Origin of the sequence: Legionella rowbothamii (genome assembly GCF_900639985.1) — a bacterium.
Lineage (GTDB): Bacteria > Pseudomonadota > Gammaproteobacteria > Legionellales > Legionellaceae > Legionella > Legionella rowbothamii.
Map to the genome: position 1 here is coordinate 323,268 of NZ_CAAAIM010000001.1, position 20,054 is coordinate 343,321.

Below are 20,054 nucleotides of genomic sequence, written 5' to 3' on the forward strand. Positions count from 1 at the left end.
TCAGGAGGTTCTCACGTGTAGGGATAACGTGAACCCCAAGGATGATGAGATGATATCAGCTAACGATGCTAAAAATGTATTGGATGCCGACAAGAAACGCCTGATTATTGAGCGTTACCTACGAGATACCTTCAAAGAGCAATATAATCCTGCCTGGTTAGGGAATATGGCCAATTTTACACAATTGTCTGCTGCACTGGATCATATTAATAAATTAGACAATGGGAACAACTCAAATCTCGCCGGTATTGGGAGCAATAATCCTGAAACCCGTAAAGATTATACTGCGGAATACCTGTTTTTAAAGCAATTATTAGATAAGCAAATTAAATTCACCAATACAACCCCACCAGTTGCCACAGGATTTGATGAGAAAAATGCCTCTTTGCTGTGGTTAGAAGAAAATCAGAAGGTAGCGAGACGTTCCTTACGTGATTTACATGCGCAACATAATAATTTAGGTGTTGCAGAAAAGTTACTTAACGGTGAGCTAGGAGCCACCGAATGGCTTGGTGAAGTGGATTTAGAACGTATGTTGATTAAACTCAATATAAAAAACAGCACCCATATTACCCGTTTAAATCCTAATGATATTGGGATGATTTTACATTTTGAACGAGAAAAGCATGGGAATAGCAATGTGCCTTATACCATTCCTTTATTGATCAATTGCGGGAACAATGGATCTTTACGCGCTCAAGGTTCGCATTGGACTTGCGCGATAGTAGCGGTTAATCCGGTCACCAATTCAGTTAGCATTGATTATAAAGATTCAATGCCACTAAGAGGGAACGAGCGGGATATTCTTCTAAATGCAATTAATTATCAAGATGCCCCTCATAGAGCATTCCCAAATGCAGCAGCAAAAAATATTAATCCCACGACTGATAATTTACAAAAAGACAGTTGGAGTTGTGGTTATCGCGCACTCCAAAGTTTAATTACTAATCCTAGGTTTCCAGGTCAAGGAAACATCAATTATGGAGCCGATTGGCAGAGGCTTGCCAATGCAGGCAATGACTCTGTTGCCCTACGCGATGCGGTTTACCATTCCTTGCTCGATAGAATACAACTTGACCCTAGGTATGTTGAACGCATGAAGCTAGCTAATAAAGTAACCCCTCAAGTAGAACTGGGACAACCCTATAATCTGGATAGCAAATTTACGCAGAATTATATGGAATCCATCACCAGCAATAAAAAAGCTGCCAATTCCATTTCATCAGCACATTGTGTAAAAGAGTATGTAGCTTTTGTTGAGGCACTAAAACCCTTAGGGGAAATCGCCAGTAAGAATGTTGATGCTAAAAATGTACATAAGAAAATATATGAGGTATTACTGCGCAAAGACCTTTCTGAAGATGCAAAGCTCTTTGCAATGCTAGACGTTATGGCTACTGCATATGCCTCATTAGGAGTTAATAATAAGGTTAGTCAACAGATTAAAGCCCTTTGTGAGCAGATCTTGGGAGTCGAAATAGGTGTTAATCCTCGCTATCAAGTAAAAAATGATGGAGTAATTAGGCGTTTACTTGATGCTCAAGCTGAGGTTAAGCCAGAATCGCTATTGCCGCCAATTCAAAAAAAAACAGTAGGGAGTAATCCTATTTCACAAAGTGCCCCAACTTTAAGCTCAGCCCCAAAAGTTGAACCCAGAATAACACCTTCGGAAGGCTCAATTAGTCAAAGTACTTTACGCAAAAATAAAGAGCTTAGCCGCTTGGGATCAATGTTTGGCCCAAACCAATTTTGTTATGCCCAAAAGCCTAGCGGTGTTGAACCTGGATTTAGAGCGATTGATTTAGATGATGCCTTCTTTAAGGAGCTAGAACGAATTTTAGCCGATCCCCAAAATGTAAAAAAAGCAAATGATAAACTTATGCTCGCGGAGTTAGATAAGGCCCTTAAAAAGGTAGATTTGAATCAAAAACAAAAAATATTTGCTGACTTTATCCATTCATTTGTTCCGGGTCCCCATGACCCAAAACAGGTGCATTCGTGTATTGGATGGCTTTGTGATCAGGTCAAAGAGGGCGTGGCTAAGAATGAAAAATTAAGTTCATGGATGTATAAACTGGATTATGCTGAGGGGCAAAAAGAGCGAACCAAAGCCAATAAAGAGGCAATAAGAGAATTTGTAGGAACTCGGTTAGCCGGTATCTTTAGTGCCCACAATCAAAGACAAGAACTGGCCTGGGTTAATAATAAAGGAACAGATGCGCATGCCTTATTAGCATGCGCTTGGAAAAATGGCTTACAAGAACTCACCAGTTTTCTTCATAATGGAGGAGAACCTGATTACAATGGAATTCTGGTTGATAAGAAAAACGTATCTCTAACCCATTCAAAACAGATTCCTGGCTTAGCTAAAAATTTAATCTTTGGTATTGCAGTAGGTGACCGCGATGGCGTCGGTAAAGATGCCCAAAATAAAGGCTTTGCTGATGGGGCCTTCTATGGCTTTGACTATGGGAAACCTTATGAAGGAGAGGGGGTATGCGCCAGTCTTCAGGATGATTTTTCATTTACAAATCCCTATGCAAATGTACCAGCTATGTTTAGAGGATCATCAGCAATCGGCGTAGCACGACACGCAATGTATCGAAATTACACTATTTTTTATGATACCGAGTTATCCGAACGTATGGTTGGTTTTCATTTATTAAAAAAGATGATCACCGGAAAAAATCCTGATGAAGAAGTAATACAAAGCTTTCCTGGATTAAGACAAGAGCTACGTCGTATTGAAGAAAACACACCATCCCCCCAAGGCTTATTAAAACAGATGGCAGCAATTAAAAGCAGTGGCGTTAATGCAAGCAAAATACAGGCTTTAGTGGATACCTACAGCATGGAGATTGCTACCGGAAAAGCCAGCCATTTTGATTTATATTTTATCAAAATAAAAACGGATATGATCGAAATGGCGGTAAAAAGTGGAATGCCTCACGCAGAGCTTGATGATTACATTAAATTTGTTGATAGTATGGCAGCCCAAGCTCATAAAAATAATCAGCTGATTTTGATGGTATTTGAGCAGCGTATGCCGCTTACTCGACACGAGTTGAATTTACTCGATCACTTAGAAAAGTATTGCTCTAAAAGCTCTGCAGTCTCTCCAGATGCAAAGGTTCTACTTAACACTCTACGCATTGATCCGCCAGAAGGCCGGATTCCTTTTCAATTAAAACACGAAGAGAATGGGACCTATACCCTCAGTACTACTAATAATTCAGTTGCAAAGACCCTAGGCGAGGAGTTTGGTTTGGCTATAGCCCAATCATCTAGAGGATTAAGTTGCAATTTATCCCAAGAAAAATTAAATACGCTCGTAGAAATGGTTGAAAACAAATACCATCAGAAAAAAGACCTTTCCCAACTGTATATCATTTGTGATAAGAATGTCTTTCCTCGAGTTGCAGCAATAGTTAATGCGAAAAATGAACATCACCAAGAAAAAGCAGATATTAGTCGTCTATGGAGTGCCGATCAAAAAACAGCCTCACTAAAAATTGTTCCTAAAACAGAAGTGCAAGCACAGCAACTAACTAAGATCTTTGGTGATAATTTTCGAGTCAATCAGACGAAGGTCATTCCCTTTAACCAAGACGAACAGATGCATCTAAAAAATAATGTTAATAAGCTTTACGGCATAGAATGTCCTTCTAAACCAATAACTACACCTGCTCCCTTATCATCTCAAGTACCGCACAAAGCCCCCACGATAAATAGATGGCAAGAGCTTCATGATAAACACTCGGCTGAGCAACCAACAGCAGCAGAACAATTAATTCAACGATTTGAGGCGCTCATTAAGCCAGGAGAGGTTCTTAATCAAATTAAGAATGCGATTAATGAAGCAAATCCTCAGGTGGCTGAAAGATTATTAAAATACAATAATAAAAGCTTAATCAACGAAGAGAATATTAGAGCAATTTATGAGGATCAATTAGAAAAAGTTAAAGAAGTTTCTGATGAGGTGGCAATAACGGTTTCAACGACAGCGCCTATAGATCAGATCCAACCAACTTTATAAGCGTCTCACTCCCGCGGTCAAGCCGCGGGAATTCGGCCAAAGTTATTAACGGCTACAGACTATCAAGGCTCGCCTACGCAGGCTCCTAGGGCAAAGCCTTAAACCCTACCTGGCCACACTGACCATTATAAAAATAGTTATATGAATATAATGGCCGTCTTCCAGTATTAATAAAAACCATACCTGTTGCGGTAGTATTAATCCATTGCACACTCACGGGAGTAGGACTATCGCTTGGAGGTGTACTCCCATTAACCGTGGTAAAACTATAACTCATCGCAGGCGTACTCAAGGGCCCCATTAAAACAGACATATCGATTCCTGCCGGTACATAATTATCAACACCATAGGTGCCATCCGGCCATTGGGCTTTAGGTAAATCGATGAACATCGAGTCAATTCCAACATCAAGCAGGGCAGTCCCGCAGAACTGATTGGGTGTTGACGACCCTGGAAAACTATAACATCCTAATTGCGCATTAAAGTCACCAGGAACTGCCGCATTGGGTGTTAAATTAACTACATCATAGCTTGTTGCCGTGGAGGTAATGCCTAGAATTAAACTATCAGGACTTGTGCTTGCATCCCCGGGTGTGAGGTAATAGCCAGGGCTCATATCTGTTCCATTACTGGCATTAGTTATGTGCAGAAATGCATTGGCCGTTGGTGAGTTGAATAAGTCATTTGAAGTCGTACTGTTACGGTTAAAACCAACGCCAATGTAATGTAAATCAGGTGTAGGTGGAGTGGTATGACATGATTTATCAGCAGGGCCCACGCAATAAGCTTTATCAATTCCTAGCACCATAATTGGCTGAGTCTGTACAGTACCTGTAGCTGTTTTGATACGCACTGGAGCTAAATAATAATTGCCTGAATAAGTATTACCGCTGCTATCATAATATTTCACCCCTGGTGCTCCAGGACCGATTACGTTCCCATTATGAGGCAGCTCTTGAGTGGGTACAACAACCCCCAAAGAACCAGTATCAATCGTATAACCAGTGAGAGTACCAATAGAGTCATCTTGGTCATAGCCTACGTCAGCTTTTATTTTTAAAGCATAGGGTAATGTCTGTGATAAAGGCACGTGATAACTTGTAATGCCATAAGTACACGAGGAGGGTTTATTTTTCTTTAGCACCTGAGTTACACCAAGCGCGGCGCCATTATTGGTGCTGTCGCTAATCCAAGCATTGATTGAAATATTATTTGGGAATGCTTGTCCACTGTAGGTAAATGTTACAGTCCCAGTACTAGTCGTCGTTGAAGTAGGCCAAATTACCCCGTTGGGTGCACCATAAACATCGACATGGATTGGATTATTCACAGAAGGAATAAGTGGTTTGCCTTGAGAATTACACATAGTCATACTAACGGTAAACTGCTGAGCCAGGTTAGCACGGTTACCCGATGGATTGTTGACTTGGGTCACTGATGGTGTGAAATTAATTACACTTGGTTGGCATGTCGGCGGTGTAATCGGAATAATTGCCGCATTGGTATTACTCACGGAAAATAGACAATACCCATTACTGTTTTGACTACAGCCTGAAAGTGCATAACCAGGAGTGTTTATTTTAATTCCCGCCCATGGATAGCTGCGATTACGTACAGTTGTAAGTATACTCAATGTTAAGGCAGAAACATTATAATTTTGACATGACAAAGCGCCTTTCCCATTTAAACACAATGTGATACTTAGGTTCGCAGGAGTCCCTGTCGCAGAAATATTAAAAAAAGAACTATTCGCAGAGAAAGCACTGTGATAAATCAACAATAACAAGACAACACTAAAATTCCTTAAATATTTTATCATAAATTATCCGTAAACTATGAGTTTCATAACCGTAGGTTGGAGCCCTAGCCAACATTAAGCTTCTTCAGAATTCCATGTTGCCCATTGGTCCAACCTACAAATATAATCTTTGAATGATGATAGGGGCCCAAGCATGATCGCTACTATAACCCCTTGTTAAAACAAATAAAAAACCATTCAAAAATGGGAGCATTATCATAGGTTAGATTACTCTGAAGAGTCAATGAAGGCGGTTGCAGGTAAGTTGGCGTAGAACTATGATTGAATAAGTAATGGATGAATTGTGAACTCAATGGAGCGACACGATGACTTGGATGGCACGACTTATAACAGTGATATTATCCTTAAGCCTAACAACAACAAGTTGGGCCGTTATTATTCTTGATAGCACTTATAAAAAGTCAGGTTTTAAAAAAGCCGAAGCACTTGCTTGGTCCCCGCAATTTAGCTCATTAATTTTTCTACAATCAAACGCCATGGATGGCTCGGGGTCATGGATAGCTAACTACAATGGGCATGGATATATTTTAACAGCAGGACACATGTTTCCTTCAGGCACTAAAGCAGCAGATTATACTTATGAAACCCTTGATGGTAGGGATTATCATGGTGAAGCCGTTTTTTTACACCCATTATGGAATGCTAATGCCAATGATCGGACAGGCTATGATTTTGCCATTGTGCGTTTAAAAGAAGAGGTGACTACAGGAGGTATGCAACCAGCGCTTTATAAAGGTAGTGAAGAACGGGGCAAAGTGCTAACGATGATAGGCTATGGCTGGCGTGGTACTGGCACCAAGGGGCAAGATACCTCCATTGAGACTGGAGATCAGCCCGCAGCTGCGCAAGGATTGATTGAATCCGTAGTGAATGCTCAAGTCCCAACCCCAAAAACAGGTGATGCGGGCAACTATTTAGGACTCTGGCTACCTAAAGAAGATGGCTCAATACCCAATCCCCTGACTAATCAAGGTATAACCATGCCAATCTCACCGCTTGTTGGCATTCTTGGCTCAGGAGACAGCGGTGGCCCCGCATGGATTTACATTAAAAACGGTTGGGTTATTGCTGGAATTAATTCCGATGGTAATGGAAATGCTGCTTATGGCGACATTTCATGGTTTCCAAGAGTTAGTGCTGTACAAGACTGGATTAGGCTGGTTGTACCAAACGTACGATTTATAGAGTAAACACAGCCTCTCTTGGTTAATAAAAAGCCATGTTAGTTGAATTATGCTATACTTATAAGGAAGCTAGAATGAGTTAAGAATCAATTTCTTAGCTTATTTTATAGGAGAGTTTGAAATGGACAAATCACGTTTCTTGGCCAAGGCTATAGGTGCCTATCTTCTTATCGTCAGTCTATCTATGTTTATCAACATGCATTCTTTTGTAAATTTGGTTAACGAGATGACAAGGAACGAACCACTCGTTTTTGTTACTGGTTTTTTCACATTAATTATCGGTATTTTACTCGTATTAAGTCATAACGTTTGGGAGTGGGATTGGCGAGTAATTATTACACTTATCGCATGGCTGACCTTACTTAAAGGGGCTAGTATAATTTTTCACCCAGCGATGTTGTATACCTATACAGCAACAATCAATTACATTGCTGCGACAATTGATGTAATTCTAGGCATTGTTCTGTGTTATTTTGGATTTAAACATTCGTAAAAGATGACCTGGTGAAACTTCCTGGGGTCCGAGCTACGACCCCCCTGGATTGATTCGTCCCTACGTTTCTCGCAATGAAGAGCTCTAATAAAAAGATTAAACACTAATTTTAAAATTTAAACTCCGCCGAAGCAACCCAGGGCTCAGTGCTCTGAACTCGAAGATTATTAATCCATCAAAACAAAAAAAGCACTTACCGCGAATAAAAAGACCCCATGGTATTAATTAAATTAATCCTATCCTCTATAGGTAATACGCACATCCAAGGCATAAAATTATTACTCGTATCAATAAAGGACACCTCTCGACTTCCAGCATATTGCTGAACCCTTGTCATAAGTAACGAACCAATACCTTGAAATCTTTTAGTGGGGCATACATATAAATGATTCAAAAATACTTCGTCTTCGTAATCGCTAAATAGAGCAAAACCTATAATTTCCTTTTTCGACAAAGCAATTACCGAAAACTTAAACGAGTACTCACCATCCAAACTCAATACATATTGAGCAAGCTCCGCTTGATTAATACGAATACCACTTCGTTGCACAACCTCCCATACATCGCCCAGCAATTGTTCAGTTAAATAATGAACGGTTGGTTTGGGGCCATAAAGCATCGAATCATCGAAAAATTTACACATCATACTGATTATTCCAATTGAGTTGCACAAAGGGTGTACATCCCCTCAGTGCTAAGACGAACAGAATGAACCAATAATAACAAATATGTTCTCTTTTTAATATTTCGTTAACTTTTTGAGGTCTATAATTACACATACTGGTCACGTTTATCCCTGTGTGAATTATGCCTATACTAGCAGAGCAAGTACTCCATAAAGCGCAATCTGAATTTAAGAAAACGGAAACAGCTAATAATCATTCCAATCTTAAAACAACTCAATTAAAAGCAGATAGTAACGGCACGCTAAAAAGTCCATTTAAAAAGCTCATTGACGACTTACAATTAGCCAAATACCCCCATCCTCCATTTACCTGCCAACAACAAACTATTGAAGTTGATGGTAAAGCCATTCCAGTTACTTACATCAAAGCGGATGGACAAATAAATTTATCCAGGGAACAACTACATCAGGTGAGTGTCAATTCACTTTTGTTAAGAAAAGTAGCCTTGGCCGCAACATTAGAAGCCTATGCAACCCAGCATGTAACAGGGAAAAACCAATTAAAAACAATACGTGTTCAAATAGAACAACTGGTAAACGAGTCGATTCAAGAAGCCATCAAACAAGCAGAAAATCCTGGACAGAAAGTGAATACTTATGATGAAACGAATGAGTTCATCAATAAACTAGGTACCATTTTAAATAATAACGCCCCAATTAAAAATCATAATGAAGCCGTTAGAATCATTAAAGGATATGAGCGTTATGTCCTTTCAGAGATGAATGCAGGAAGAGTGATTATTAATGAAAGCACCGTGACTACAAATAAAGGTAAGAAAAACCTTATCCAAATGGATATTCCTTTGGATGCCAAATTAACTGAAGCACAGAAGAAAGAATATCTCCGAGTGTTAGACTCTAAAAAACCTGAATGGTTTCAAAAACTAAATCCAGAAGAGCAACATTGGTATCAGGAGCGAGTGAAGAGGGCGACTAAATCAACAGATGGATGGACAACGTTTGCGCAAGAAATCTATGGCACATCTGCGATGCAACAAGCGCTTGAGCTGAAAAATGCCCGCAAAAACTACTTTTTTATTGATGGAACATTACAGAGTGAGAGCACCAAAAATGCGACCCTCAATCCAATTGAAGTACCTAAAAAAGAACGCCAACAACTAACCATTCAAAATGCAGAACAATTAATAGAAAACCAGATACAAGGTGCTGAAGAGCGGTTCCGAGCCCATTGGGGGTTAAGTTCAGATGCAAAATTACCCGGCAGAATCATGATCGCCAGTCAAAGCTTATTAAGTCCATTACTAGGCATCGCAGATGACAAGATGATTAATGCGCAAAGAGATGCCGTGGAACTTTTAGCTAAAGATCCTCGATATAAAGATAAATTTCAAATCGTCTTTGGTAATGATGCCGTAAATATTTTCCGTAAGGCTCAGACTATTGATTGGAAATATACAAATGAGGTAATGGATTACTCAAGAACGCTGATGACAAATCTTCAACAAGCGGGCGTTGATAGCAATCACCCTCAAATGAAGATAATGACAGCAGCCTTAGCCGAATTAGAAGCATTAAAAAAAGCTCCCGATTTAGGCGACCGCAATAAAGCAGCCTTTAAAACAGCGCTTACCTCGATCCTTATTGAAGCAGCAGGGGGTAAAGTCTGTACCAATTGTAAAAGTGGTAAAGACCGCACCGGTCTTGAGGAGCTTTATCATAATGCCATGTTAACTTACTATAGTTTATATAATGAGCTGCCAAGCTATGATGATGGTCCTGGAAAAAGAGAACAATTCGTTGAGATTTTTGCTCATTTATTCAATACGTTAAAGATCCATGAATCCGCTTCAGGCAACACTATTGGTGCGTTTGGTATTAAAGACAGTGCAAAAATGCTTTGTTCTGATATTGCTAAAGCATTAGGTGCTAACTACACCATGAGTAATAGTAGGGCCAATATAAATAAAACCGAAGAAGCCTTCGTTAAAAAGATTCTCAAAAAATTTGACCACAATAAAGCAGTTGTTGAAGCAGATGTATTTACCGACTTTTCCCTGGAAAAACTGCAGCATCGCAAACATGAACTAGAACAAAAATCAGGAAAAAAAGAGAAAATTGCATTATTGGATCAATTAATCTCGGACATAAAAAATGGCAAAGAGTTAATTCCTGCTTTAAATGAGTTTTTAACTGATGAAAAAAATAAACGCATTTTTTCATCAAAAACAGGGCTTGGACAAGATCAAACCATTAAACTGATTAAAAAAATCATTCACGAATATGAAGACAACAATAAATTAATTGAGGAAAAAAAACAATATCAAAAAAAAGAAAACGCATCCACGATAGATGCTAAACAACCCCCAGCAATTGATACAAAACAACAAATACCTGAGCCCCAGCGTGAAATGCCTGTGCGCAGTGGCGCTCACCGTGTTCAAAAGCTAGCCCAAGCTCAAAACCAAGAACGACTCGATTTAGAAAAAGGCCAACTTACCCAACTCCAAACGGAGTTAACTAAGTTGAAAAAAGAGATGGAAACAAATAAGCACCAACTAGCCGAAACAAAGGAAAAGCTAAGCATTCAACGAAATGAATTAGCGCTCGCCTCTACGGCACTAATTAAAGAGAAAGAAACTGCAAATCAGATGGATATAAAATTAACTCAAGAAATTGAGCTATTGGATCATCTTCATACGGCAGTTCAAGTTCAAAAAAATGAGCTACTCCAATTAGAAAGCGATTTAGAGCACATTTCCTCAATGTCGGAACAACTAGACTCTCAAAAAGCTAATCTTGAACAATTTGTAACAGAACACCAACAAGAAAGTAATAAACTTGAACGCCTGACCCAACTACAACAAGAAAAGCTCACTCTTGACGGGTTAACAAAAGAATACCATAAAGAAACAGCAGCATTTAAGCAAGATGAATTTTCACTCAAAAATCAACAAGATAAAAAGCAGTTAGTAGAGGCTAAAAAATCCGAAATGACCGAGGAGCTCAATAAAATACAACAAGAAACCGCAAAAGAAGAAAAGAATAAATCATTGATAACGAGATTCTTTAATGCCATTACTTCATTTTTCAAATCTATTTTTGGCTCAGCTTCGAATAAGGGAGAAAATAGCCTTGCTACGCAAAAAGCAAAAGAAATTGAACAATTACAAGCTGAAATTGGTCAATTAGATAACAGCATTGAACAACAAGAAAAAATCATTCAAAATCAAAAAGTTAACGTGGATGGTTTAGAAAAACGTATCAAAGAGCAAAGTAGCAGGGTACAGTCAATCCAAGACAGTGTAGATGTTAATGATGATCTAAATAAAGAAATTGAAAAACAAACTAAAAAGGTTGATAGATTAGCAACCGAAATCATCCATTCCGAACAAGATATAGAGCAACTAAAAAAGGCAGAAACAGATAGCCACATTAAAGTTCGAGAGCTTACAGGAAATATTAGTCGCCAAAAAGAAATTATCAGTAATACTCATGTAATGATTGCAGAGAAAGAACAAGTTATTAGAGAACAACAAGGGGATTTAAACTCGCGATTAAGTTCAATAAGAGAAATGGAACACCAAATTGCTGAGAAAGAACAATCAATAGAAAAAAACAGATTGTCGCTGCATGAGTGTGAAGATGCTATTCACGAAAATGGCACGGAACAACGCCAGCTGCAAATTAAAATCATAAAGCAAGAAAAGAAAATACAACAAGATGAAAAGCAAAGCCAAGTTCACACAAGCAAAAATGCTCCACATACTCATATTGAACGTTCTATGGCTCTCAAGCAACAACTCCAAGAATCAAAAATGGTAGAAAATGATGAATTACGAATAAATCAAATTCAGATTACTGTGAAGTGAAGGCTCGCAAGATCAAATAATTCACACCCCCTTGGGCAACCAATGCTTTCTAAAAGTACTGACCTCAGTTCGAGGTCTTGTATTTTCGTTGAAAATTGATGGTGAATACCGGTCCCATTCTTGATTTAAGGATATTGCATAGAATCGAGCATCTTTTTCAGAAGTAAATAATCTCACTGCATTTTTTTAGAATTGGAAAATACTTCTTCATGACTTATTTTTCTTCTATGGCCATTGTTCTGTTATTAGGTATTGTCAACTAAACTTATGGACCTGACCGCCTCAGTATACAAGAAAAAATCGGGGATTGAGTATTGTTTGCCTGACAAGTAAATAAAACACCAATAGGTTCTCCGGTTTTTTCAGAATTTATTATGCGAAATTGAATTTGCCCTCCAGCAGTAGCGCAGATATTTTCAATACTACGATAAACATGGTTGCTATCTTTCGGTTGACTGGCTTTAGTAAACGCTTCTTGACAAGGAGCGGGTTGGTTATCCATTAGCGTTAGTAAGACATTTGTTGGTTTAACTGACTGCTCATTGGGCGCTAGCTCATTTTGAGTTTGTAAGGCACTTGTTGATTTAACCGGCTCCTTATTCACTTTCTTTTCCTTTTTCAGATATAAAAAAAGAACATCGAGGAATATAGACCATAATAAAAAAATACATACAGACGTAAGAATTGACTTTTTATAATACTTTCTTATTTTTATACCTAGATACATAGTATTTATTCCTGATTATGTGGAAACTCTGCAATTCTTCACCACCTGCAGGGATCGTGTCCCTCAGAAAAACCTAATTTAATTGGGGCCTACTTAGATTTAATCCTCTAGTTCTTGGTATTTGTAATGAGAGTGAATTTCATAATTAGCCATTTATAATACTATAGTCTACTCAACTTTAGCCATTTTTGTCTGATGAGCGATCGCTTATCGTTGCTTTCCCCCAATAAAATAACTTTGATTTAATTCCCCAAGATTGGCAATCCGGATTCTAGGTATACAGATGAACCCTTGTTTTTCCACTTCTGGGACAATCGTATTTTCAAGAATATTTAGAAATGCTTTTCCTAATGCTAATTTCAGCGCTGTACGGGCTTTGTTTTCTAGCCAATAAAGCTGCAAGTAAACTTTTGTTGCTTTAGGATTATCAAAACCGATGTACGAAAATGATTCTTGAATTACACCGGCATGAGCAGTATTCACATCCATATCAGGAACAACTGACAGAGTCTCATGAATCTGCCTAAAGAAATTTTTGAAATCAATCAAATTAGCATTAATATTTTTTGAAATGGTGAGCGTTAACTGTGGCATATTCATTCCGATTGCTAAATTAGATTGTCAATGCTAATAAACTCATTATTATGTGTTTCGATGAAGAAATACATGGAGTATTAGCATTGACGACAGATATTTTAGCAGTTTTAGCAGCATTTTCACCTGAATTTTCACGCCCAACCCTGAAGAACATTCAAATTCTTTTGATTGGAGCCATTCTTTGTCGTGGACCAAGACGAGTTAGCTGCATACTCAGGGTTATGGGCGTTGCGTCGGTACTAAATTTTTCTAAGTATCATCGTGTACTAAGCCGCGCAGAGTGGGGTGGTTTAGCATTAGCTAAAATTTTGCTTGGTCTGCTAATCAAACTTCTTCCCAATTCATGGCCTATTCTAATTGCAGTGGATGAAACGCTTGAGCGACGTCGTGGTAAAAAAATCAAAGCAAAAGGTTTGTATCGAGATGCTGTACGCTCTAGCCAAGCCCATGTAGTAACCAGTTTTGGATTGAAATGGGAGTCAATGATGCTTATTGTCCCTTTGCCTTGGTGCAAGCGTCCATGGGCTTTGCCGTTTCTAACGGTGCTTGCGCTAAAAAATCAAATGAAAAAGCAGGGCACCGACATAAAACTTCTATGGACTGGACTCGGCAAATGGTTATCTTAGTAAGTCGATGGTTAAAACGACAATGGATTCTGATAGGTGACAAAGCTTATGCCTGTATGGATTTAGCCATCGCATGTATCAAACGAAAGGTGACTCTCATCTCTCGCTTGCGTCTGGATGCTCAACTGTACCAGTTTCCTATTCATGAAAAGAAGAAGTTAGGTCGAAAGCCCATCAAGGGTGCACGTATTCATCTCAAAGAATTTATGAATGACATAAACCAAAAGTGGCAGACAGATTTAGTGAATTGGTATGGTGGTGAAGCTATTGCACGAACAACTCCTCTCCTGATGGGGCTATTTTCTTTTGTTACGCTTGTGGCATTCAATATGCATCAAACAACAGCGCTTGTCAGTATGGAAACAGCTTCTTGGTACAACAAAGAAGGAGACCTTACATTCTCCGATATCTTGGCAATCGTTAGACGATCAATTTGGGCACAAAAGTATTTTTCAAAGTCCGAAAATCAGCTTGACTCGGATAAATGTCCTGATAAAACGATTACCACCTTGATTTATCAGCTCTCGTTAGCCGCTTAAATGGCTAAACTCGAGGTCTATTAGTTTAACTTAATTGTAAAACTCTACGAATACTCGCGGCTACTTGAGCCCAAAACCAGACTGAATACCCGGATTGATTGAATATAAGCCATGCTAAGCCGTGAACAAGTAAAAACAATGCTCGTGTTACGTCAGCGCGAAGGCAACTTATTTACTAAATTGCCAACTGAATTAATTCGAGAAATCATTGGGTGGAGAAATGGCGATATTGCACAGGCATTGCAGTATGCAGCGTATGCGCGATAAGCATAGGTAACTCGATGTACCTTAAAAGAGAGGCGTTAAAATAATCATCTAACACTATGATTAGGTCTGATTATTTTGATAATCAGACCTAAAAATTTATGGGAAGGGGCGAATTCAACTAGCTAATGCAACAGCTTATTCTTGCTTAATTATCCTAAAAACATCAAGGTTTGATAACATCCTTTTCCAAAGCATACATAGATCACTTCATCGCAAGGTTTTTAGATAATCAATCTATCCTGAAGTTTTTTAAATTGCCTCTTCAATAAACCCCACACGTTTAGCAATATTGATACTCTTAATATTTTCTTTCTGCGCACAGACGGCTGAAAAATGTTCGAAAGCAAATCGTGCGATAGCTGCAATTGCTTCTGTAATAAATCCATTGCCTGTAAATTCGGTATTAATCCAATATCCCGTTTCAAACATTGGAACTTCAAAATTACTTTTTTCATTAGCCAGAAACAGAAATAATTTTCCCTGTAGATTTTAACTCGATAATCATTGGAAGTTCTTTAGGTGAGGCTCTTTCCCAGATTGTATGCCACACCTAATCAAGTCCTCTTAGGAACAGTTCCGTTAAAGATGAATTAGGCCTAGCGCTCCACACCTCAAATTACTCAAGAAATTGGCCACTTTATTCTAAATTAATTCTTAAATATTGTCCAAAAATGGGCTCTACGTACACACTAGGCACTTAGCTAGGTGTCCATACCCCATGGGGGCTATGGTCTCATGCTAGAAGAATATTCATATTGGTCTTGAATTTCTGAAACAAGCTGCTCAAATCGCTTTGCATAATAATCTGAACCCTTTTCTATGAATAAAGCATATTTATTTGCAAGCAGAATTGAATGATCAGTACAGTTCTCTAATTTACCCACTATTCCTTTCGAAGGGTGCTTCAACCAAGTATCGGCATCTATTAACTTACATAAATAAAGTTCGTCAATACGAGAGCCATACACTAAGTGATATAGGCAGAAATACGCACAAGCTATTTCCAGTTTTATCTTGTCTTCTTCGGTCAATTCATATTCAGAAAGTTCAGTCAAACGAGCTTTGGTATTTTCTAACTCATTCTGATATTTTTGATAAATGGGAGCCTGGTTACTATTACCACCTCGTCGTTCAATTTCAGCAATTACCGCTTGGTTATGTTTTAATATCTCTATCATTTCATCAACAAGATTGCTCATATTTGGGATGCTTAAATCGGGTATTACTTTAATTTTCATAACAACATTTCCTTATTTCGGTTCAAAACATGAAGAAAGTACATTTCAACAAAGCAGAATTATATCCTATTTGAATATACATTGCACAGACATTGGTGGAGGTTTGCCGTTCCATACTACTTACTCCCCATGGGCCAATTTATAGTTGTGAAAGTTGAACAGGACCCTTTTTTACGAGGATCCCGGCCGAGGGTCCATTTCGAGGTCAATTTCTGCTTAAAATGGGTTTTTCCGCATATCCAGCCCATTCTGGCAATATAGATAAAAATTATTAATAATCAATAAAATAAAATTTCATGCGAGTAGAAATTTGATACTATTTTCTCTTTAAGTTTATAAATTCACTCGCTATAAAAGATAAATTTATTCCAAATAGTTTGTACTTTTTCCTATTTTAAGCATCAGTTGCCAGAATGGGCTGGATATGCGGAAAAACCCAACCTTAGCAAAATGACTGGCAGTACCACTTATACTATCAGCGGTGAGAACAGGGGTAACAGATTTTGATGAGCCTTTTAGGGGTTTTATCCAGATAGCACTGGTTTGTCCTGATTAACCTTTTCATCCCTTATAAAATAAGGGTTTTGAGTGTCCTTGCTCTCTTTAAAACTCATTAGCAAACTCTTAATAATTTCTTTAATATCAACGAGTGACCATTGTTTAATTTGACTGGCTAACTGCGCATCACCAGCTATTTCAGATTGTATTAATAGCTCTGATAACAACGAAGCATTATAGTAAATAATATAACAAGCTAATACCCTGTTACATTGGTTACTGATTTCCTAATATATTTTTACCACTAACTTGTAACAACGCTTTACGCAGCTGATGAAAAACATCTCCGCGATTTAATACACGATGTACTGGGTCTAGCGAGGGCATTTGACGCGTTTCTGTAATTAAGGACCATCAAAATTTCCATTTTAGAATAGATTAATTTCCAAATGAACGCATTATCAATTCATCAAGTCGCTGATAGAATGAGCGATATTAAGACAATCTGCGTGGATTTATGAACTTCTTCCGCAGCATATTTTAAGTGTTCCTTTATGATCTGCTTAAATTATGAAGTGGATAAGATAGTGATTACATCATAAAGTATACAACTTCGGATAATACTAATGTCAAACAAAAACTTAAAGGATCTAATTTTTGATACCTTTTTTGGTGCAACAGGTTCAGCTATATCTAAAAATCAATTTCAACATACGGTTATTAAACGTGATGTTAGAATGAGAAGAAGTAATATGAGTAGAAACAGACCAGCTCAGCGTGTTTTATTTATGCCTTTTGAATCGGATGATGATATTTTCACAAAAATAGCATCCATACCTTTAGCGCCATGTGCTTTTTCAGTTGAATCTTTAGCGAATGCTGGAGCAGCTTTGGGTTATGCTTTAATAGCGTTATTACACCTTGCTATTTTTGATCTGAATGGGGCAAAAAATGATTTTCTAAAATCAGGAACATATCTATTGTCATCGGTGCAAGCCTTAAATTCTGCTCTATTAAGTCCCATAATAAATGCTATTGATTTGGTTGTTAGTACCATACTTACTATGCGCGATGGATTTTCTGGCAGTGATGATTATGAGACTATTTCTGCTGAAGAATATGAGGATATAAATCGAAGTCAAGCTAATTGGGTGTCCGCATAGGATTAGGGCTAATGCGAATTGGGGCTTCGGCCAGCGAGAAAATGAAAGAAGCCTAATCGGGCCAGCATTTTTTAAAAGTGGGCAACTATTACCCACTCCAAGACCTACTATGCTATCATGAGCAAAATAAAGTCATGTAAACATGAGCCACTTTAATTTGGCTTTGTCGCAAAATTTACAGCGGGCGCAATCCGGACTTATGCAGCGAGCGCGTAGAACTGTTCAAAAATAGTTTGATTAGCAGATTCTTTATGTTGTCCTTTCCGAAGCATGTGGTGTAATTCAATCCCTGCTTTATTGACCCCACCTTTATCCATAGTTACTTTATCAAAAAATGCTCGTGCAGCAGGCTCATTCCGTTTCTCTGACAGCATGAAATCAACGGTTTGACCTTCTTTATCAAAGGCACGGTACAGATAAACCCATTGGCCTTTGACCTTGATATAGGTCTCATCCATCCTCCAGGAAATTCCTACGGGGCGTTTGTGGCGCCTGCGAAAAACGGCTTCCAGCTCAGTGGGTGGGATGGTTCATTACATTGGAGCCCTTTCAATTACCTGAAATACCTTTTGTTGTTTTTGTTAACTAATAAGCGTGATAATTGCCACTAGGTGTAAAAGAATTTTAAAACGATTAAATGAGATGAATTCAGCACTTATTTTATTACAATAAGCACTGAATTCACATAATACTAATTTAATAGAAAAATTAGATACAGAATCTTATGTTTTTATGAGGTGGGCGCTGTAATTAAAGCCTGCGCCAAAAGAAACTAAAATAATATGCTTATCCGTGCCAATTTCATCTTTAAAAGAATGATAAGCGACAGGAACACTGGCATTGCCTATGTTGCCATATTCAGCAATAGTATTGCACATTTTGATATGCTTTGGCGAACCCAGTTTTTCATACAGGGCATCCGAGATACGCTGATTGGCCTGATGGGGAATAATATAATCGATCTCTCCTAGGTTAAGATTACCCTTTTCTAATACTTGCTCAATCATATTATTCATTTGTTTGATTGCATTAATAAAGACGTCTTTTCCCAACATCGAAACATAATGCTCTTTATTCATCAGTCGCTCCTGGGTTAGAGGAATCTCTGAACCGCCCGCTTTAATGTAGAGCTTGTCTATCCCTGAACTGTCGCTACCTAATACGCTAGCAATAATGCCTTTTTGTTCCTGGAAATTTTCTCCTACTAAAAAAGCTCCTGCGCCATCGCCAAATAAAGGGCTCGTTTGTGGATCGTCGTCATTAATGATCGCCGACATTTTTTCGACCCCGACAATAATACCATTTTTATACAACCCTGAACGAATTAAGGCATTTCCCGTAGCTAGTAAATGGAGAAAACCACTGCAAGCAGCCATAACATCAAAACAAAAAAGATTATCATTTAGATTTAATTTATTGCAAATTTTATTAGCTGTTGCTGGTAATAAGGAGTCGGGTGTTGAAGTAGCGCATAAAAGAAAGTCGATATGAAGGTTATTTCTTTCTAATATGGGCCTTACTGCTTTCACGGCTAAGTCCGAAGTTGCCTCATCAGGGGATGCTTTGTGTCTTAATTTAATTCCTGTTCTTCTCTCGATCCAATCATGATCTAGATTAAATCTAGTTTCAAAAAAGTCATTAGCTACTTCTTTCGCAGGAATATAACAATGCGAATCCAGAATGCTTGTATTCATGTAAATCCTTTAGCTTAGTTTAATAATAATTAAATCCTTTTTTTCTTTTGACAGGCGTCTAAACTTCCTTATCTGTGGTCGTATTTTTCTTCTGCTCCACGTGGTTTAATTATAGACCATTTGATTGATTTGTTTTTGATTTTTTTATTAAAAAGCATCCAAATAGACTCCCTCAGCTTATGATGTGCTATTAAGTTTAATCAAGAAAAAACCAGTTATGATGCAGTTTGTATGTTTCATCAAAAGAAAATGCCACGTATATTTTTTACGCTTCTTGTAGGTGGAAATAAGTAGAGGCTGTATTTTATGAAGTCTTATAATGAATATGCTCTCTTTCAACGCCACTTTACCTAGTTGTTTGCTGTAAAAATAACATATTTGGAGTTTTAAATCCTAATGTTTTTCTAGATCGCTTATTAAGTTTATTCATCATTATTTTTAACGGTTTATCAGTTATTCTTTTCTTTAAATATTTGCAAACAAGCCCATTAGTATTCTCATTAAGCCCACGCTCTCAAGACGAATAAGTAAGTTGACGATGTCGCCTAAGTATCCGCTATAAACTAGCAACGAGGTGTCAATAATGCTAACCTTCACCCAAGAAAAAAAGTAAAAAACTCAAAGACTTAGATCTGGATTTTTTCTGAGTTATCCTAAC

At 38.0% G+C, this 20,054-nt stretch carries 15 protein-coding genes and 2 pseudogenes; 8 read left to right on the forward strand and 9 right to left on the reverse strand.

The window, feature by feature from the left end; translation table 11 throughout:
- The first annotated feature begins 49 nt into the window (after positions 1–49).
- Positions 50–4,036, forward strand: coding sequence for a hypothetical protein (locus E1P08_RS01365; protein WP_133135228.1), 3,987 nt, complete (start codon positions 50–52; stop codon positions 4,034–4,036).
- Between the two features lie 85 nt (positions 4,037–4,121).
- Here the strand turns inward: E1P08_RS01365 and E1P08_RS01370 are convergent, their stop codons facing one another.
- Positions 4,122–5,855 (reverse strand): hypothetical protein, encoded by a 1,734-nt coding sequence (locus E1P08_RS01370; protein ID WP_133135229.1) that lies wholly within the window; start codon positions 5,853–5,855, stop codon positions 4,122–4,124.
- Between the two features lie 305 nt (positions 5,856–6,160).
- Here E1P08_RS01370 and E1P08_RS01375 point away from each other — a divergent pair, with 305 nt between their 5' ends.
- Together E1P08_RS01375 and E1P08_RS01380 are read left to right on the forward strand one after the other, a co-directional pair.
- Positions 6,161–7,045, forward strand: a complete 885-nt coding sequence (locus E1P08_RS01375) for a trypsin-like serine protease (RefSeq protein WP_133135230.1) — start codon at positions 6,161–6,163, stop codon at positions 7,043–7,045.
- Between the two features lie 115 nt (positions 7,046–7,160).
- Positions 7,161–7,532 (forward strand): hypothetical protein, encoded by a 372-nt coding sequence (locus E1P08_RS01380; protein WP_133135231.1) that lies wholly within the window; start codon positions 7,161–7,163, stop codon positions 7,530–7,532.
- A 193-nt stretch (positions 7,533–7,725) separates the two neighbouring features.
- Here E1P08_RS01380 and E1P08_RS01385 read toward each other — a convergent pair whose 3' ends face one another.
- Positions 7,726–8,178 (reverse strand): GNAT family N-acetyltransferase, encoded by a 453-nt coding sequence (locus tag E1P08_RS01385; protein ID WP_133135232.1) that lies wholly within the window; start codon positions 8,176–8,178, stop codon positions 7,726–7,728.
- Positions 8,179–8,339: 161 nt separating this feature from the next.
- Between E1P08_RS01385 and E1P08_RS01390 the strand changes: the two genes are divergently transcribed.
- Positions 8,340–12,047: a hypothetical protein gene (locus tag E1P08_RS01390; RefSeq protein WP_133135233.1), complete on the forward strand. Its 3,708-nt coding sequence runs from the start codon at positions 8,340–8,342 to the stop codon at positions 12,045–12,047.
- 265 nt (positions 12,048–12,312) lie between these two features.
- Here the strand turns inward: E1P08_RS01390 and E1P08_RS01395 are convergent, their stop codons facing one another.
- The gene (locus tag E1P08_RS01395) at positions 12,313–12,651 is read right to left on the reverse strand and encodes a hypothetical protein (protein WP_133135234.1); all 339 of its coding nucleotides are present in this window, start codon (positions 12,649–12,651) and stop codon (positions 12,313–12,315) included.
- 330 nt (positions 12,652–12,981) lie between these two features.
- Entirely contained in the window at positions 12,982–13,368 is a 387-nt protein-coding gene (locus tag E1P08_RS01400; RefSeq protein ID WP_133135235.1) for a hypothetical protein, read from the reverse strand.
- 86 nt (positions 13,369–13,454) lie between these two features.
- Here E1P08_RS01400 and E1P08_RS01405 point away from each other — a divergent pair, with 86 nt between their 5' ends.
- The 3 genes from E1P08_RS01405 to E1P08_RS17080 all read left to right on the forward strand — a co-directional run bounded on the left by E1P08_RS01405 (position 13,455) and on the right by E1P08_RS17080 (position 14,803).
- The gene (locus tag E1P08_RS01405; RefSeq protein WP_165485052.1) at positions 13,455–13,997 is read left to right on the forward strand and encodes a transposase; all 543 of its coding nucleotides are present in this window, start codon (positions 13,455–13,457) and stop codon (positions 13,995–13,997) included.
- Entirely contained in the window at positions 13,985–14,536 is a 552-nt protein-coding gene (locus tag E1P08_RS01410) for a hypothetical protein (protein ID WP_133135237.1), read from the forward strand. Before E1P08_RS01405 ends, E1P08_RS01410 begins: the two co-directional genes overlap by 13 nt.
- A 111-nt stretch (positions 14,537–14,647) precedes the next feature.
- Positions 14,648–14,803 (forward strand): hypothetical protein, encoded by a 156-nt coding sequence (locus tag E1P08_RS17080; protein WP_165485053.1) that lies wholly within the window; start codon positions 14,648–14,650, stop codon positions 14,801–14,803.
- Positions 14,804–15,052: 249 nt separating this feature from the next.
- Here the strand turns inward: E1P08_RS17080 and E1P08_RS01415 are convergent, their stop codons facing one another.
- Together E1P08_RS01415 and E1P08_RS01420 are read right to left on the reverse strand one after the other, a co-directional pair.
- Positions 15,053–15,232 (reverse strand): GNAT family N-acetyltransferase, encoded by a 180-nt coding sequence (locus E1P08_RS01415; RefSeq protein ID WP_133135238.1) that lies wholly within the window; start codon positions 15,230–15,232, stop codon positions 15,053–15,055.
- 296 nt (positions 15,233–15,528) lie between these two features.
- The gene (locus E1P08_RS01420; protein WP_133135239.1) at positions 15,529–16,041 is read right to left on the reverse strand and encodes a hypothetical protein; all 513 of its coding nucleotides are present in this window, start codon (positions 16,039–16,041) and stop codon (positions 15,529–15,531) included.
- A 1,124-nt stretch (positions 16,042–17,165) separates the two neighbouring features.
- Here E1P08_RS01420 and E1P08_RS01425 point away from each other — a divergent pair.
- Positions 17,166–17,702: a hypothetical protein gene (locus E1P08_RS01425; protein ID WP_133135240.1), complete on the forward strand. Its 537-nt coding sequence runs from the start codon at positions 17,166–17,168 to the stop codon at positions 17,700–17,702.
- 197 nt (positions 17,703–17,899) lie between these two features.
- On the opposite strand, the pseudogene E1P08_RS01430 reads toward E1P08_RS01425, so the two are convergent.
- The 3 genes and pseudogenes from E1P08_RS01430 to E1P08_RS17710 all read right to left on the reverse strand — a co-directional run.
- Positions 17,900–18,214: pseudogene (locus tag E1P08_RS01430) on the reverse strand (DDE-type integrase/transposase/recombinase); the annotation flags it as partial.
- A gap of 210 nt (positions 18,215–18,424) precedes the next feature.
- Positions 18,425–19,396, reverse strand: a complete 972-nt coding sequence (locus E1P08_RS01435; protein ID WP_133135241.1) for a 3-oxoacyl-ACP synthase III family protein — start codon at positions 19,394–19,396, stop codon at positions 18,425–18,427.
- Between the two features lie 346 nt (positions 19,397–19,742).
- Positions 19,743–19,910 (reverse strand): annotated as a pseudogene (locus E1P08_RS17710) (IS30 family transposase); the annotation flags it as partial.
- Positions 19,911–20,054: the final 144 nt, after the last annotated feature.

Bases quoted from the DNA above. Each gene is read 5' to 3' on its own strand.
- E1P08_RS01375 (WP_133135230.1), top strand. From the start codon at position 6,161: ATGACTTGGATGGCACGACTTATAACAGTGATATTATCCTTAAGCCTA.
- E1P08_RS01415 (WP_133135238.1), bottom strand. From the start codon at position 15,232: ATGTTTGAAACGGGATATTGGATTAATACCGAATTTACAGGCAATGGA.
- E1P08_RS17080 (WP_165485053.1), top strand. From the start codon at position 14,648: ATGCTAAGCCGTGAACAAGTAAAAACAATGCTCGTGTTACGTCAGCGC.
- E1P08_RS01400 (WP_133135235.1), bottom strand. From the start codon at position 13,368: ATGCCACAGTTAACGCTCACCATTTCAAAAAATATTAATGCTAATTTG.
- E1P08_RS01380 (WP_133135231.1), top strand. From the start codon at position 7,161: ATGGACAAATCACGTTTCTTGGCCAAGGCTATAGGTGCCTATCTTCTT.
- E1P08_RS01365 (WP_133135228.1), top strand. From the start codon at position 50: ATGATATCAGCTAACGATGCTAAAAATGTATTGGATGCCGACAAGAAA.
- E1P08_RS01425 (WP_133135240.1), top strand. From the start codon at position 17,166: ATGTCAAACAAAAACTTAAAGGATCTAATTTTTGATACCTTTTTTGGT.
- E1P08_RS01420 (WP_133135239.1), bottom strand. From the start codon at position 16,041: ATGAAAATTAAAGTAATACCCGATTTAAGCATCCCAAATATGAGCAAT.
- E1P08_RS01370 (WP_133135229.1), bottom strand. From the start codon at position 5,855: ATGATAAAATATTTAAGGAATTTTAGTGTTGTCTTGTTATTGTTGATT.
- E1P08_RS01390 (WP_133135233.1), top strand. From the start codon at position 8,340: ATGCCTATACTAGCAGAGCAAGTACTCCATAAAGCGCAATCTGAATTT.
- E1P08_RS01385 (WP_133135232.1), bottom strand. From the start codon at position 8,178: ATGATGTGTAAATTTTTCGATGATTCGATGCTTTATGGCCCCAAACCA.
- E1P08_RS01435 (WP_133135241.1), bottom strand. From the start codon at position 19,396: ATGAATACAAGCATTCTGGATTCGCATTGTTATATTCCTGCGAAAGAA.
- E1P08_RS01410 (WP_133135237.1), top strand. From the start codon at position 13,985: ATGGTTATCTTAGTAAGTCGATGGTTAAAACGACAATGGATTCTGATA.